Source organism: Nocardia sp. NPDC003183 (genome assembly GCF_053590715.1).
This window is the reverse complement of sequence record NZ_JBSFTG010000007.1, coordinates 161,945-177,417: the sequence shown is the minus strand read 5'-3', so window position 1 is coordinate 177,417 and position 15,473 is coordinate 161,945. Positions and strand designations below refer to the sequence as shown.

The following is a 15,473-nucleotide window of genomic DNA, read 5'->3' as shown; positions in this document are numbered from 1 at the left end:
ACCCTGCGGGAGATGAGCATCGAGTTCGCGTTGACCACGCTCGTCATCGTCGCCACGCCCGGTACCGGCGTTCTGTTCACCCTGGCGGCGGGGCTTTCCCGAGGGACGAGGGCGAGCGTGATCGCTGCCTTCGGGTGCACGTTGGGGATCGTTCCGCACATGATCGCGGCGATCACGGGGCTGGCCGCGCTGTTGAACACCAGCGCGGTCGCGTTCCAGACCCTGAAGTACCTGGGTGTCGCGTATCTGCTGTACATGGCGTGGAATACGTTGCGGGACAAGGGCGCACTGGCGATTCCGGAGCAACGCACTGCGGTGGAGCCCTCGGCGCGGCAGGTCGTCACCTCGGCGGTGTTGCTCAATATCCTGAACCCGAAGCTGACGATCTTCTTCTTCGCGTTCCTGCCGCAGTTCGTGCCGACCGGCGCACCGAACGCGCTGGGTCGCATGCTCGAGCTCAGCGGACTGTTCATGCTGGCCACGTTCGTGGTGTTCGCGGGCTACGGGGCAGTCGCCGCCGCGATGCGCACCTATGTGCTGTCGCGACCGGTGGTGGTCCGGTGGATGCGGCGGGTGTTCGGTGTCTCCTTCGTCGCCCTCGCGGGACGCCTCGCGGTACAGAACCAGTAGACACAGCAGTGCGGGCCCCGGAATCCGAGGCCCGCACTGTCGGTCGACGGTATTACCCGCGGCGCGTGGCCACCGCGTCGGCCAAACGGTCGAGCTGGGTAGCGGTGGTGTTCCAGTCGATGCACGCGTCGGTGATGGACTGGCCGTAGGTCAGGTCGGCGGCCTTGCCGAGGGTCAGGTCCTGGCGACCCGCGACGAGGAACGACTCCAGCATCACGCCGACCACGCCCTGCTCGCCCGCGGCGATCCGGTCGGCGATGTCGGTGACGACGTCGACCTGCTTGTTGTGGTCCTTGTTGCTGTTGCCGTGGCTGGCGTCGACGACCAGGCGCTGGGCCAGCGACGACTTCTCCAGGCGCAGCTTGGCCTCGGCGCAGGACGCGGCGTCGAAGTTGGTGCCGTTGCTGCCGCCGCGCAGGATGACGTGGCAGTCGGGGTTGCCCGAGGTGCGGATCAGCGCGGAGCGGCCGTCGAGGTCGGTGCCGGGGAAGACATGGCTGGCGGCGGCGGCGCGCACACCGTCGACCGCGACCTGCACGTCACCGTCGGTGCCGTTCTTGATGCCGACCGGCATCGACAGCGCCGAGGACAGCTGCCGGTGCACCTGGCTGGCGGCGGTGCGGGCACCGATCGCGCCGTAGGAGACCAGGTCGGCGATGTACTGCGGAGTGATCGGGTCGAGGAACTCACACGCGACCGGCAGGCCGAGGGCGGTGATGTCGACGAGCACCTTGCGGCCGATGCCGAGGCCGGTGTTCACGTCGAACGAGCCGTCCAGGTGCGGATCGTTGATCAGACCCTTCCAGCCCAGCGTGGTGCGCGGCTTCTCGAAGTACACGCGCATCACGATGTGCAGGCGGTCGCTCAGCTCGGCGGCCTTCTCGGCCAGCTTGCGCGCGTATTCCAGCGCGGCGGCGGGGTCGTGCACCGAACACGGGCCGACGATCACCATGAGGCGGTCGTCGTCGCCGTTGAGCACGTCGACGGTGGCCTTGCGGCCCGAACGGACGGTGTCGGCGAGGGCGTCGGTGATCTGGTGGACCATGCGGACCTCGGCGGGCGAGCGCAGAGGGCTCACGCTGAGGGTGCGCTGGTCGTCGAGATCAGAATGCCGCGAGTCGACATCGGCTGCGGTGGTCATGAGATGTGGGTCCTTTTCGTTAAGAGGCCGACCCACGGAAATCGCTACCGTCGAGCCGGGCGTTATCCGGCTCGAGGTGGAGGAAGTCAGCGCGCAGGGTCGCAGACCGGCCCACCCAGGGCCGGATAGCTAAACCAGAAATATGCGCGCTGCATGCCGTGGACTGTACCACCGGTAAAACGCCGAAAGGTGAGCCATGGTTGCCCGACGTGTGGACCATCACATCGCGCCCCTCCGCCGAACCGGCGCGAAGCCCTTGACCTCTACCTTGCTCGAGCTTCTAGCGTCGATGGTCGAGGAAAGGAAAACGACTGTGACAACACTGGTTACGGGCGCGACCGGCAACACCGGCCGCCAGGTGGTACGGGAACTCGTCAGCCGTGGCGAGAAGGTCAGGGCGGTGACCCGCGACGCCGACGCCGCACGCGCACTCCTCGGCCCGGAGGTGGAACTGTTCACCGGGACCCACAACGTGCCGTCGACGCTCGACGATGCGTGGCACGGCGTCGACCGATTGCATGTGACGGTGACCAACGGTCTCGCCGACGTGGGGGCCGAGCTGATCGGCAAGGCCATCGACGCCGGCGTGCGCCGCATCACCGTCGTCTGGGGTGGCGGGGTCGGCCCGGTCGAGCAGGCGATCGCGGAGTCCGGCGTGGAGTGGACGCGGCTCGAGCCGCAGGAGTTCATGTCGAACACGCTGACCTGGCTCGAGCCGATCCGGACCGACGGCGTGGTGCGGGAGCCGTACGCCCATCCGAGCGCGCTGGTGCACGAGGCCGATATCGGCGCGGTGGCCGCCGTCGCACTGCTGGAAGACGGGCACGCGGGCCGCGCGTATAACCTCACCGGCCCCCAGGCGCTCACACCGCCGGAGCGGCTCGCGATTCTGGGGCACGCGGCGGACCGCGAGATCGCCTTCGCCACGATCACCCATCGGCAAGCGGTCGAACGGCTGATTGCGACCGGGGTCTCGCAGGCCGACGCCGATTATGTGATCGGCTGGTACGCCGAGTCGAGTCCTGAGTCGTACACGGTCGACCCGACGGTGGAACAGGTACTCGGCCGACCCGCGCGCACCTTCGCGCAGTGGGCGGCCGAGCACGGGCACCGGTTCGCTTGATCAGCTCCACTGACCGGGGACGTAGTCACCGGCGGGGGTGTGGGCGATGGCGTTGAGCCGGTTCCAGGCGTTGATCATCGCGATGGCGGCGATCAGACCCGCGATCTGGTCGTCGTCGTAGTGCTTGCGGACCTGGGCGAAGGTGTCGTCGGAGACGTGGCCGCCGTCGGCGGTGCGGGTCGCTTCCTCGGTGAGGGCGAGGGCGGCCCGCTCCGCCTCGGTGAAGACATTGGTCTCCCGCCAGGCGGCGACCAGGTTGATCCGCACCGCGGTCTCGCCCGCGTGGGCGGCGTCCTTGGTGTGCATGTCGACGCAGTAGCTGCAGCCGTTGATCTGCGAAGCCCGGATCTTCACCAGTTCATAGGTGGCCTTGGGCAGCGGTGAATCGTCGATGACCTTGCCCGCCATGACCATTCGCTTGCTGAAGCTCGCGGTGATGGCGTTGCCGTAGAGGTTGAAGCGCGCTTCCATGATGACTCCTTCGTCGTGGGGTTCACAGAGACGACGAGGCAGCCGCGCACGGTGTGACATCGGCGCGTGTGACGCCGATCACCGAATCAGATCAGGCCGCAGAGCTTCTCGGAGAGCTCCCACAGTTCGGAGGCGACCGTGCGATCCTTCGCCGAGCGCGCACTGCCCGCGAGGGCAGGGTTGCCGCGCAGCCCGAGGAAGCCGTCGGGGCCGTAGAACGCGCCGGGCGTTACATCGGCGGTGGCGGCGAACAGCGTGGGCAGCGCACCCTCTTGCGCGGTGGGAGCGAGCGTGCGGTTACCCAGCCACATGATCGCGTCCTGGATGGACTCGGTGTGGGACATGAGTTCGGTCGCGGCGTAACCGGGATGCGCGGCCACCGAGATCACCGCGGCGCCCTCACCGGCCAGGCGGCGCTGCAACTCGAAGGCGAACATCAGATTGGCCAGCTTGGACTGGCCGTACGCGAGCCAGCGGTCGTAGCGGCGCTGCTCCCAGTTGGGATCGGCCAGATCGATCCTGCCGATACGGTGCGCGACGCTCGACACCGTCACCACCCGATCGGTGAGGCGATCCAGCAACAGGTTGGTGAGCGCGAAGTGGCCGAGATGGTTGGTGCCGAACTGCATTTCGAAACCGTCGGCGGTACGACGCAACGGCAGAGCCATGACACCGGCGTTGTTGATCAGCACGTCCACGCGCTCGATCGAATCGGCGAAGGCGCGCACCGAGTTCAGGTTCGCCAGGTCGAGTTCACGGACTTCGGTCGCACCGCGCAGCCCCGCGGCCACCCGCTCGGCCTTGGCGGTGTCGCGGCAGGCCAGGATCACGCGCGCACCCGCCTCGGACAGCGCCCGCGCGGTGGCGGCGCCCAGACCGCTGTTGGCACCGGTGACGATAATCGTGCGGCCGGTCTGGTCCGGCAGGTTCGCGGTAGTCCACTTGCTCACTGGTGAAAGTCTAACGACGCTGGGGAAATGCGCGAATCGGCAAGGGCCGGTGCGGGGTTCGCCCCAGCGTCAGGTGTCGGCATCAGGACTGCGCGAGGATCTCGTCGTCGGTCATCGCGGCGACTTCCAGATACATGCCGGCGACCGCGTCCAGCCTGCCGGCGGCACCGGATTCCGCTTCCCGCCGCAACATCCGTGCCGCGAGACCTTCGATGGTGCGGGCGGTGAACAGGTCGGCGACGATGGTGTCGGGGGCATCGAGCCATTCGCGGATGCGGGCCACCGCGGTGGTGGCGAGCACCGAATCGCCGCCGAGGGCGAAGAAGTCGTCGGTGACACCGATCTGGTCGGTGACCAGCACCTCGGCGACGACCGCGGCGAGCGCGCGTTCGAGATCGGTGCGCGGCGCCACGAATTCCTCGGTGCCCTCGCCCTTGTCGAGGACCGCGCGGATGGCCTTGCGGTCCGGCTTGGCGTTCGAGGTGAGCGGCAGCTCGGCCAGCAGTTCGAGCCGGGTCGGCACCATGTAGACCGGGACCAGCTCGGCGGTCGCGGCGAGCACCGTGTCGACGTCGAGGACCGTGCCGGGGGTCGGCACCACCAGCGCGACCAGTTTCGGGGCGGCCGTTCCGACCACCGCGGCGACCGCGTGGCGAACACCGGGCACGGCGCGCAGTGCGCTCTCCACCTCACCCAGCTCCACCCGGTAGCCCCGGATCTTCACCTGGTGGTCGGCGCGGCCGAGGAACTCCAGGCCGCCGTCGGGCAGGTAGCGGGCCAGGTCGCCGGTGCGGTACCAGCGCAGACCCTCGTGGGTGACGAAACGGTCGGCGGTGCGATCCGGGTCGCCGCGGTAACCGGTGGCCACACCGTCCCCACCGATCCACAGCTCGCCGCTGACCCAATCGGGGCAGTCGTTGCCCGCCGGGCCGACGACGCGGCACTGCACGTTGCGCAACGGGGTGCCGTAGGGGACGGCGGTCCATTCGACGGGAACCCGCGCGTCGACGACCTCGCAGATGGTGGAGTGGATCGCGGTTTCGGTGGCGCCGCCGAGACCGGCGAAACGACTGTTCGGGGCCACTGCGGCCAGACGTGCGGGGAGGGCGACGTCAACCCAGTCACCGCCGAGGATCACCGCGCGAAGTGAGGTGAGGGGCCCGGACGGCGTGGCGGTAGTGGATCCGGTGCCCGGGTCGAGCTGCGACGCCGGGGCGGCGGTGAGCAGCATGTCGAGCAGGCTCGGTACACAGTTGAGCAGCGAAATCTGGTGGCGGCGAACGAGTTCGACCCAGACGGCGGGATCGGTACGCTGCGCGTCGTCGACGGTGACCACCGCGCCACCTGCGGCGAGCAGACCGAAGATGTCGTAGACGGAGAGGTCGAATTCCAGCGCCGAGAGGGCCAGCGCCCGGTCGGCCGGGCCGAGGTCGAAGCGCTCGTTGAGGTCGTCGATCGTGTTCATCGCGGCGCGATGCGGCACCTCGACGCCCTTGGGCTTGCCGGTGGAGCCGGAGGTGAACAGCACGTAGGCGGTGTTCTCCGGATCGCCGAAGACGGGGCGCGCCAACGGTTCCGCGTGCGTGCGAGCCTCGGCGAGGTCGATCGCGCGGGCGTCGGGAATCCGCGCACCGCCGACCGTGAGCACGGCGACAGCGTCTGCGGTGCTGAGGATTTCGGCGCGACGAGCGGCGGGCTGATCGAACCCGATCGGCACGTACACCGCACCCGCCGCGAGCACACCGAGCACCGCGACGACCTGGTCGGGGCCCTTCGGCAGCTGTACCGCGACCGAATCACCGGGCGTCACACCGGCTTCCCGCAACGCACCGGCCACCGCCAGCGCGTCGGCGGCCAGCTCGCCATAGGTCAGCTGCCCGGTCGGCTCCCACAGCACGGCGGGCGCGGACGGATTCGTGGCCGCGTTCGCGAAGAACCCGGTGTGCAGCAGCCCGCCGCTCACCGGCCCCGCGGTGGCGTTCACACGGGCCCGAGTAGCGGCCTGCTCCACCGGAATCCGTACACCGGCCTCGGCCTGCCACCCCGCTCCCCCGGCGAATCGCGTACGCCCGGCCGACACCGCGGCAGCGTCCGCGGGCACCACCGGCGAGGTCTCCTCGGCCCCAGCGGGCTCGACTGCTGTCGGCTGCGCACCGCCGGACTCCGACGAATCGGCCGATGCCTCGGCGAGTTCGGAAGGCCGGCCGCCGAGACGTTCGATCGCTTCGATGTAGCGGGTGAACATAGCGTCGACGACGCCGGCGGGGAAGGCGGATTCGCGAATGTCCCAGTTCAGCAGCAGACCGCCGCGGACCTCGGTGATCTGGGCGTCGAGGAGAACCTGCGGGCCCTGGGAGATGATCCAGACGGGGTCGCCGAAGGTGTCGGTGACGGTGTCGGGGAAGAGTTCGCCGAGGTTGAGGGCACTGGTGTAGACGATGGGAGCCAGGACCGGTTCCCCGCGATGACGGCCGAGGTCGCGCAGGACCTCCAGGCCCGAGTACGCGGAGTGCGCGCCTGCCTCGTGCAGGCGTTGCTGCAGGGCGCGGGCACGGTCGGCGACGGTGGCGGGCGCGGTGACATCGACTTCCAGCAGGACCGAGGAGGTGAAGTCGCCGACGACACCGTCGACCTGCGGGTGCACCGGTTCACGGTGGAACAGCGGCAGATTCAGCAGGAAGCGGCGCTGGGCCGACCAGCCGCCGATGGTTTCGGCGAACACCGAGGCCAGGGCCATCGCCGGGGTGATGCCGCGGGCGTGGGCGGCGTCGAAGACCTGCGCTTTGGCCTGGGGGGAGAGCCAGCGGTGCAGGCGGATCGTGCGGTTGGGATCCGAGATGTGCTGGGCCGACGGCAGTTCCGGCGCACCCGGCAGCTCGCTCAGGCGATCCTGCCACCAGGCGCGGTCGCGGGCCCGCTCGTCGGCGAGGGCGCGCGCACCCTGCCCCTGGCCCGCGGCCGCGCCAGGCTGCGGTGCGGCGGCGTTGTCCGAACCGTGGGTCGCGGCGCTGTCGCGCCGGTGCTCGGCCAGGTACTGACGGAAGGTGTAGTCCTGCGGCGGAAGCTGTTCGCCGTGGTAGAGCCGGGCGAGGTCGGTGATGAGGATGCGGTAGCTCATCGCGTCGGCGGCGAGCATGTCGACATCGAGGTGCAGGCGGGTGCGGCCGTCGGCGAGGCGCGTCAGCGCGATATCGATCACCTGGCCGTCTTCCACCGCCATCCGCTGATGCGTCCGCGCGCTGCGCAACTGCGCCAGCCGCTGCTCGGCTTCGTCGGCGGAGGCCTCGCGCAGATCGGTCACGCCGAACACGGCGCGGCCGGGCCGGTCGAGAGTCTGCTGGGTGCCGTCGGGCAGGAACCTGGTGCGCAGCATGGGATGGCGAGACAGCAGTTGCTCGACCGCCTGCTCGAGCCGCTCGGGATACACGTCGGCGCCGTCGAATTCGACGTAGAGATGTGCCGCCACACCGCCGAGTTCCTGCGCGTCGGAGCGCCCGATCCAGTACGCGTGCTGCATCGGCGCGAGCGCGAACGGCGTGCCGTCGTCGGGAACGATCTGGGGTTCGCTCGCGGACGTGTCGAGCTCGCGGGCGGATTCCCCGGTGGCCGGTTCGACGGCGTCCGGCACGCCGCCACGTGCCGCGAGGTCCTCGGGGTCCGCCCCGTTGAGCAGGGCGTGCCAGGCGTCGACCGTGGGGTGGGCGGCCAGCAGGGCGAAGTTCACGGCGATGCCGCGCTTGCGCCAGGCGCCCGCGAGCTTCATGGTGCGGATGGAGTCGAGGCCGAGCTGGATCAGGTCGTCGGCCTCGGCGACGGCCTCGGGGGTGATGTCGAGATGGCGGGCGATCGCGGCACGGATCTCGGCGCGGTCGATCCCGGCGCCGCCTGCGGGTGCTGTCTCCATCTGCCGATCACTCCTTGCTCGCCGCCCAGCCGGGACGGATTCGGTACTGCCCGGCGGCAGCCTACTCCATTGAGATAGGGTTGCCTAACCTATGCAGCATTCTATGCGGTCGGACCCGCGGCACCAGCCGCCGAGAATTCAGTGAGGCAGTACGTGACGTCGACATCGGCAACCGGCCACCACGAGGGCTACGTCCCCTTTCCCGAAGCCGCCGCGCAGGAGTACCGGGCCGCGGGCTATTGGACCGGGCGAACGCTCGGCGACCTCCTCCGCGACACCGCGCGGACCCAGCCACAGCGACCCGCGGTGCTCAGCGACGCCGGTGCGCAGACCTACGCCGAACTCGATGCCGCCGCCGATCGGATGGCGCACGGATTGCTGGCCCTCGGCATCGCTCCCGGTGACCGCGTGATCGTGCAGCTGCCGAACATCCCCGAGTTCGCGACGGCCCTGTTCGGCGTGCTGCGCGCGGGGATCATCCCCGTCCTCACCCTGCCCGCGCACCGCCGCGCCGAGATCGAGCACCTGGCCGCGCTGTCCGAAGCGGTCGCCTACCTCATCCCCGACCACCTCGGCGACTTCGACTACCGCGAGCTGGCCACCACCGTGCAGCAAGCGGTGCCGAGCCTGCGCCACGTACTGGTAGCAGGAGATCCTGACAACGGGGACGGCACGGCATCCGGATTCGTCGCGCTGGATTCGGTTGCTCGCGACGGTGATTCGCTGCCCGAGATCGATCCGTCCGACATCGCGGTGATGCTGGTCTCCGGCGGCACCACCGGCTTGCCGAAGCTGATCGCGCGCACCCACGACGACTACGTCTACAACGCGACCGCCAGCGCGCAGGTCTGCGAGCTCACCCCCGACGACGTCTACCTCACGACACTGCCCGCGGCGCACAACTTTCCGCTGGCCTGCCCCGGCATCCTCGGCACCGTCGCGACCGGCGGCGCCATCGCCTTCACCCTCGACCCCAGCCCCGAGGCCGCCTTCGCCGCGATCGAGAAGCACCGGGTGAGCGTCACCGGCGTCGTGCCGCCGCTGGCCCAATTGTGGAGTGCGGCCGTGGATTGGGAAGACGCCGACCTGAGCTCGTTGCGCTTGCTCCAGGTGGGCGGCGCGCGACTGGCCGAGGTGAACGCCCGCGATGTCGAGCCCGCACTGGGCTGCACCCTGCAGCAGGTGTTCGGGATGGCCGAGGGGCTGCTCAACTACACCCGTCTCGACGATGACAAAGAGCTGGTGTACACCACCCAGGGCCGCCCGCTCTCCCCCGCCGACGAACTGCGCGTCGTCGACGCCGACGGCAACGACGTCGCCCAGGGCGAAGAGGGCGAACTGCTCACCCGTGGCCCTTACACGCTGCGCGGGTATTACCGTGCGCCCGAGCACAACGCGCGCGCCTTCACTCCCGACGGCTTCTACCGCAGCGGCGACCTCGTCCGCCGACTGCCCAGCGGCCACCTCGTCGTGAGCGGCCGGATCAAGGACGTGATCAACCGCGGTGGCGAGAACATCTCCTGCGATGAGCTCGAGGAGCACCTGCTCGCCCACCCCGCCGTCCGCCATGCCGCCGCGGTCGGCCTGCCCGACGCCTCGCTGGGCGAAAAGGCCTGCGTGGTCCTGGTAGTCACCGGCGAGCTACCCGCCCTCGGGGAGATCAAGTCCTTCCTCACCGAACGCGGCCTGGCCACCTACAAGCTCCCCGACCTGGTCCGGCAGGCGGACGCCCTGCCGATCACCGCGGTCGGCAAGATCGACAAGAAGGCGCTGCGAGCCCTGCACGGCTGATACGCGAAACGGCGGCCCACCCCGCGAAGGGTGGGCCGCCGTTCGACTCCGAGGATCAGGCTTTGTAAGCCTTGACCACGTAAGGCGCTACGCTGCCCAGCTTCTCGCAGGTCTCCTCGAACTCACGCTCGGGGCGCGACTGCCCCACGATTCCGGCACCGGCGCGCAACCACGCACCCTCACCGGTCTGGTAGATCGCCCGCAGTACCAGCGTCGCCTCGAGCGCGCCGGTCGGCGAAACACAGACCACCGCACCGGAATACAGCCCACGCGGGTCGTGATCGTTGCGGAACACCGAGTCGACGCCCGCGCGCTTGGGGATACCGGAGGCGGTCACCGACGGGAACAGCACCTCGAGCGCGTCCCACGCGGTGCGGTCGGCGGCCAGGGTGCCACGCACGGTGGACGCCAGGTGCTGCACACTGCCGCGCTCGCGCACGGCCATGAAATCGGAGACCGCCGACGTGCCCGGCACGGCCACCTCCGCGATCTCGGCGAAGGAGGTCTGCACCGAGATCGCGTGCTCCACGATCTCCTTCGGGTCCGCGAGCAGGTCGGCGCGGGCGGCATCATCGGCTTCGGCACCGAGCCCGAATGCCCGCGTACCCGCCAGCGGTTCGGTGGTGACGATGCGATCGTCGTCGACCGAGGCCACCAGCTCGGGGCTGAACCCGGCCGCTTCGAGCCCGCCCAGCCGCAGCAGGAACGAGCGGGCGGGCGTGTTGCTGGCCCGGCCGAGGCGATAGGTCGCGGGCACGTCCACCGGGAACGGCAGCTCGACCTTGCGCGACAGAATCACCTTCTGGTAGCTGCCGGAACGGATTTCGGCGACCGCCGTGGCCACGCGCTGTTCGTAGTTCGTCGAGTCGGATCGCACGTCGACCGGCGTCGGCACCGGCAGGTCCACGCCCTGCGAGCCGGCGATCAGATCGTGGATGTCGCACGCCTCGCTCGGGGTGGCGCCGCTGATCCGCACGCCGGTGGCGTCGACGCGCACCTCGATTCGCGGAATCATCAGGTGCGCCAACGAGGTGAGCGGATTGAGATAGTGCGTCGCCGACAGCGAGTAGGCGCAGAATTCGAAGCCGATCCAGCCGTAGGCGTTGCGGCCGTCGAGCGGCAGGTCGGCCAGCGCGGCATCGATGGCGGTGGCCGGGCTGCCGGTCCAGGCGCGAGCGGTGGTCTCACCACCCCAGACAGTGCGCAGCTCACCGGCGTCGAGCTCTACGCTGCCGAGCGGATCGGCGGCAAACACCCACACACCGGGCTGTTCGTACATCACGTACTCACCGAATCGATCCGAGACGGCCAGACGTGACATCGCTGCCGCCGGGTCGGTCACATACTCCACCCGTACGGGTTGTTCCGTCGACGACAACGATCCTCCAAGGTAAAGCTGACCTAACTTTGCTTGGTTAGGTTAGCATTACCTCGCCGTTTGACCAGACCCGTGTTGGGTATTCTTCGCCACTTCCGTTCCACCGAGCAAACCGCTGGCACTGTCGCACCCCACCGGACATCCCCCGCTGTTCGCGCGTCGCGCAACGCGCTGTGGACCGAGTTCGGTGCGCCGAAGCAGATCTGCGGCTTGAATGGAGCAATGATCGACAAAGGTGGGCGGCGCGGCCCGCAGGCAGACTCGGTGGTCGCCCTGGTCGACGCGGCCTCCGGCGTCGAACGCGCGGTGATCGGCGACTGGATCGCCCAGGGCGGTCTCGGTAGGGAGATCGACTCCACGGCCCCGGTGACCCAGCTCGACCTCGACGCCAAAGCCATCACCAAACGCCTTGTCGGCAGGCACGACGACCCGCTGGTGGTGCCCGTCCGGGTGTTGTGGCTGCCGCCCGAACGCGACGGCGTGCGCCGGGTGACCTTCGCCGACCTGGCGATGCTCACCAATCCGCGCAAACCCAACCGGCTCGTCCAGCGCAGGCTGCTGCGCACCGAACCCGACCGCCACCGCGTGCTGGTCGGCGCACCCGCCCGGCTCAGCGCGCTGCGCACCAACAATCCCGAGGCCGCGGCGCTGTTGCGCGCGGGCTCGGCGGATCCGTTCGCGCGCGCGGTCGTACGCGCCGCCGTGGTCGCGCTCGAACGCGCCGAACGCACCGTCATCGGCGATCGCTACAAGGTGCCCCAGCTGGTGGCCGAGGAGATCCTCGACTCCCCCGAATTCCAGCGCAAGCTCGACTACATCGCCGACGAGATCGGCTCCGAACCCGACCAGGTGTACCGCAACGCGGAGAAGGCGCTACGCGAGCTGGTCGCCGCCCAGAGCCGGCTGGTCTCGGACCTGTTCACCCAGGCGATGCGACCGGTCCACGCCTCGACCTGGAAGGTCGACACCGATCTGCGCGGCCTCGACGCGTTGCGCAAGCTCAACCGCAAGCACCCGCTGGTGTTCCTGCCCTCGCACCGTTCCTATGTCGACGCGTTCGTCCTGGGTGACGTGCTGGCGCGCAACGACTTTCCACCCAACCACGTGATCGGCGGCGCGAACCTCAACTTCTGGCCGATGGGACCGATCGCGCGACGCACGGGCACGGTGTTCATCCGGCGCAGCTTCGGCGACGACGAGGTCTACAAGGCGGTCGTCGAGGAGTACTTCGCCTACCTGCTGGCCAAGCGATTCAATATGGAGTGGTACTTCGAGGGCGGACGCACCAGGACGGGCAAGCTTCGCCCGCCGCGGTACGGACTACTCAACTACCTTGCCGCCGCGGTCCGTTCGCGGCGCGTCGACGACGTGATGCTGGTGCCGGTCTCGATCACCTACGAGCGGCTCAACGAGCTCGGGGCGATCGCGAGCGAACAGGCGGGCGGCACGAAGAAGGCCGAGGGCATCGGCTGGCTCGCGAAATATGTTCGGCTGCAGCAGCACTCGGCGGGCCGGGTGTATGTGCGCTTCGGCGAGGCGCTTTCGGCACGCGAGCGTCTCGGCGTGCACGGCGATCCGCTCGATCAGCGCCCGGTGACCATTCCGCTGCGCGATACCGAGACCGGTTCCGCCACGGTTCCCGATGAGAAAGCCGTGGCCGACGCCGAGCACAAAGCGGTGCAGCGCTTGGCTTTCGACATCGCGGTCGGCATCAATGAGGTCACCCCGATCACCGTCAACGCGCTGGTCACCCTGGCCTTGCTGGGCGTGCACGAACGGGCGCTCACCCTCGGGCAGGTGCGCACGGTGCTCGATCCGGTGCTCGGCTACATCACCGTGCGCGGGCTACCGAGCGGCGAATTGTCCACGCTGCGTGACGAACAGGGCCTGCGGGTGGTGCTCGAGCAGCTCGCGCTCGCGGGTGTTGTCACCGTGTACCGCGGCGGGTTGGAGCCGGTGTACGCGATCGAACCCGGGGTTCACCTCGAGGCGGCGTTCTACCGCAACAGCGCGGTGCACTGGTTCGTCAACCGGGCCATCCTCGAGCTGGCCGCCCTGACCGCGGTGGAACAGCCGGGTGACGATCCGCTGCGGGCGGCGTGGAAGGCGGCCTTCGCGCTGCGCGATCTGCTCAAGTTCGAGTTCTTCTTCCCGGAACGGCAGGAGTTCGCCGAGCAGATCATCGAGGAAGTGCGCCTCATCGTGCCCGAATGGGACGAGCACACCCCCGACGACCGGCTGGATCGCCAATTCCTCGGCGCCGTCACCGAATCCGGGTTCGTGATGGCCCATCGGGTATTGCGATCGTTCTTCGACGCGCAGCTGGTGGTGGCCGAGCGTCTGGTCGCCCGCGCTGCCGACGCGACGATCGATCGCAAGGAATTCATCGACGAATGCGTGGCGGTCGGCAAGCAGATGCTGTTGCAGCAGCGGCTGCACAGCCCCGAATCGGTGTCGTCGGAACTGTTCACCAGTGCCTGGAAACTGGCCGACAACCACGGCCTCATCGCACCCGCCGCCGCGGGGGCCGAAGCCGAATTGATCGGCAAGCGCCAGGAATTCGCCGACCAGCTGCGTGATCTCGGAGAGCGCATCGCGCGGGCGGCCTCGCTCGATCCATCGAACAGGAACGCGAACTGATGAGCACACTCGCCGAAGCAGTGTCCGCGATCCGGTCGGGTCCGCAGGGCGCGCGGATCGCCGCGGTGTTCGATTTCGGGGGCACCGTCGTCGACGGCCTGCCGCGACGGGGACTGGCACGCAAGGTGTTCCGTCGTGGCGACGGCCGCCGGGCCACCCTGCTCGGTGGTATCCAGCGCGGTGGCAGCGATGGTGACTACGGACGCTTCCTGCAAGCCGTGGAACAGACCTGGGCGGGTGCCTCGGAGTCCGAGCTCGAGCAGCTGGGCCGCAAGGCTTTCGCCGAGCAGATCTACGGGCGACTGTTTCCCGAGGCGTGGCAGCTCGTCCGCGCGCACCAATTGGCCGGGCACACCGTGATCATGGTCAGCGAGCTCACCCGATTCCAGGTCCGGCCCGTGGCCGAGCGGCTCGGCATCGACAACGTACTGTGCACGGAACTCGCCGTCCGAGACGGCGTTCTCACGGGCCACACGGCGGGCGCACCGCTGTGGCGCACCGGAAAAGCCACGACGGTAGCCGAATTCGCCGCGGACCTGGAGGTCGGCTATGTCTATGCCGACAGCGTGACCGACCTGTCCCTGCTCGAACTCGCCACCCGGCCGACCGTGATCGACCCGGACCCCGCGCTGGCCGCGATCGCCATCGGCAACGACTGGCCCACCCTGACATTCCGGCTGCGCCGAGCTCCACGCCCCGTCGACTACCTGCGCACCATCGCCGGCTTCGCCGGGCTCATCGGCGGTGCGCTGATCGGCGTACTTCGCAAGTCCCACACCGGCAAACGCCAGACGATGGCCGACGCGCTCATGCACGACGCCACCACCGCCACCCTGCGCGCGATCGACGTACAGCTGCGCGTGGTCGGAGCTGAGAACGCCCGCGCACCCAGGCCCGCGGTGTTCCTGTTCAACCACCAGAGCCAGTTCGACGTGATCATCGTCCCGAAGGTGCTCGACGGGGCGGTGACCGGCATCGGCAAGAAAGAACTCGCCAACCACCCCCTGTTCGGCCCGCTGATGCGGTTCGTCGGGGTCACCTTCATCGACCGCACCGACACCGAACGCGCGAAAGCCGCACTCGCCCCGGTCGTTTCGACCCTGCGCGACGGGCTCTCGATCGCGGTCGCCCCGGAGGGAACGCGCTCGTTCACCCCCGGTGTCGGCCCGTTCAAGAAGGGCGCCTTCCATATCGCCATCCAGGCCGGCGTGCCGGTGATCCCGGTGGTGGTCCGCAATGCCGGCGAGATCGCCTGGCGGGATTCACCGATCGCCCGCCCCGGCATCGTCGACGTGGCGGTGCTGGCGCCGATCGACGTCTCCGGCTGGGACCCGGCCGACATGGACGCCGAGGTGGAAGGCGTTCGGCAGCTGTTCGAAACCACCCTGCTGAACTGGCCGGAACCCGACTGAGATCCGGCCGGGCACGGTGGTGCGCCCGGCCGG

At 69.2% G+C, this 15,473-nt stretch carries 10 protein-coding genes; 5 read left to right on the top strand and 5 right to left on the bottom strand.

Annotated features, from left to right (window positions below):
- The first annotated feature begins 12 nt into the window (after positions 1–12).
- Positions 13–630, top strand: a complete 618-nt coding sequence (locus tag ACWDXS_RS22010; RefSeq protein WP_387446380.1) for a LysE family translocator — start codon at positions 13–15, stop codon at positions 628–630.
- A gap of 52 nt (positions 631–682) precedes the next feature.
- Here ACWDXS_RS22010 and ACWDXS_RS22005 read toward each other — a convergent pair whose 3' ends face one another.
- A complete protein-coding gene (locus ACWDXS_RS22005) occupies positions 683–1,771 on the bottom strand; it encodes a 3-deoxy-7-phosphoheptulonate synthase (RefSeq protein ID WP_378990529.1) in 1,089 nt (362 codons plus the stop codon).
- A gap of 313 nt (positions 1,772–2,084) precedes the next feature.
- Here ACWDXS_RS22005 and ACWDXS_RS22000 point away from each other — a divergent pair, with 313 nt between their 5' ends.
- Entirely contained in the window at positions 2,085–2,894 is an 810-nt protein-coding gene (locus ACWDXS_RS22000; RefSeq protein ID WP_378990530.1) for an NmrA family NAD(P)-binding protein, read from the top strand.
- Here ACWDXS_RS22000 and ACWDXS_RS21995 read toward each other — a convergent pair whose 3' ends face one another.
- The 3 genes from ACWDXS_RS21995 to ACWDXS_RS21985 form a co-directional block, all read right to left on the bottom strand.
- Positions 2,895–3,365 carry a carboxymuconolactone decarboxylase family protein gene (locus ACWDXS_RS21995; protein WP_378990531.1) on the bottom strand — a complete coding sequence of 157 codons (471 nt, stop codon included), beginning with the start codon at positions 3,363–3,365 and terminating at the stop codon, positions 2,895–2,897.
- Between the two features lie 86 nt (positions 3,366–3,451).
- Positions 3,452–4,315 (bottom strand): oxidoreductase, encoded by an 864-nt coding sequence (locus ACWDXS_RS21990; protein WP_378990532.1) that lies wholly within the window; start codon positions 4,313–4,315, stop codon positions 3,452–3,454.
- 82 nt (positions 4,316–4,397) lie between these two features.
- Positions 4,398–8,219, bottom strand: coding sequence for a non-ribosomal peptide synthetase (locus tag ACWDXS_RS21985; RefSeq protein ID WP_449968192.1), 3,822 nt, complete (start codon positions 8,217–8,219; stop codon positions 4,398–4,400).
- Between the two features lie 153 nt (positions 8,220–8,372).
- On the opposite strand from ACWDXS_RS21985, the gene ACWDXS_RS21980 reads away from it, so the two are divergent.
- Complete coding sequence (locus ACWDXS_RS21980) at positions 8,373–10,010, top strand: (2,3-dihydroxybenzoyl)adenylate synthase (RefSeq protein WP_378990534.1); 1,638 nt, start codon at positions 8,373–8,375, stop codon at positions 10,008–10,010.
- Between the two features lie 55 nt (positions 10,011–10,065).
- On the opposite strand, the gene ACWDXS_RS21975 is transcribed toward ACWDXS_RS21980, so the two are convergent.
- Complete coding sequence (locus ACWDXS_RS21975; RefSeq protein WP_449968189.1) at positions 10,066–11,361, bottom strand: salicylate synthase; 1,296 nt, start codon at positions 11,359–11,361, stop codon at positions 10,066–10,068.
- Between the two features lie 249 nt (positions 11,362–11,610).
- Between ACWDXS_RS21975 and ACWDXS_RS21970 the strand changes: the two genes are divergently transcribed.
- Positions 11,611–14,028, top strand: coding sequence for a glycerol-3-phosphate 1-O-acyltransferase (locus ACWDXS_RS21970; protein ID WP_378990536.1), 2,418 nt, complete (start codon positions 11,611–11,613; stop codon positions 14,026–14,028).
- Positions 14,028–15,440, top strand: coding sequence for an HAD-IB family hydrolase (locus ACWDXS_RS21965; protein WP_449968186.1), 1,413 nt, complete (start codon positions 14,028–14,030; stop codon positions 15,438–15,440). Before ACWDXS_RS21970 ends, ACWDXS_RS21965 begins: the two co-directional genes overlap by 1 nt.
- Positions 15,441–15,473 lie beyond the last annotated feature (33 nt).

Coding starts and splice junctions, on each gene's coding strand:
- ACWDXS_RS22010 (WP_387446380.1), top strand. CDS start 13: ATGAGCATCGAGTTCGCGTTGACCACGCTCGTCATCGTCGCCACGCCC.
- ACWDXS_RS22005 (WP_378990529.1), bottom strand. CDS start 1,771: ATGACCACCGCAGCCGATGTCGACTCGCGGCATTCTGATCTCGACGAC.
- ACWDXS_RS21995 (WP_378990531.1), bottom strand. CDS start 3,365: ATGGAAGCGCGCTTCAACCTCTACGGCAACGCCATCACCGCGAGCTTC.
- ACWDXS_RS21985 (WP_449968192.1), bottom strand. CDS start 8,219: ATGGAGACAGCACCCGCAGGCGGCGCCGGGATCGACCGCGCCGAGATC.
- ACWDXS_RS21970 (WP_378990536.1), top strand. CDS start 11,611: ATGATCGACAAAGGTGGGCGGCGCGGCCCGCAGGCAGACTCGGTGGTC.
- ACWDXS_RS21965 (WP_449968186.1), top strand. CDS start 14,028: ATGAGCACACTCGCCGAAGCAGTGTCCGCGATCCGGTCGGGTCCGCAG.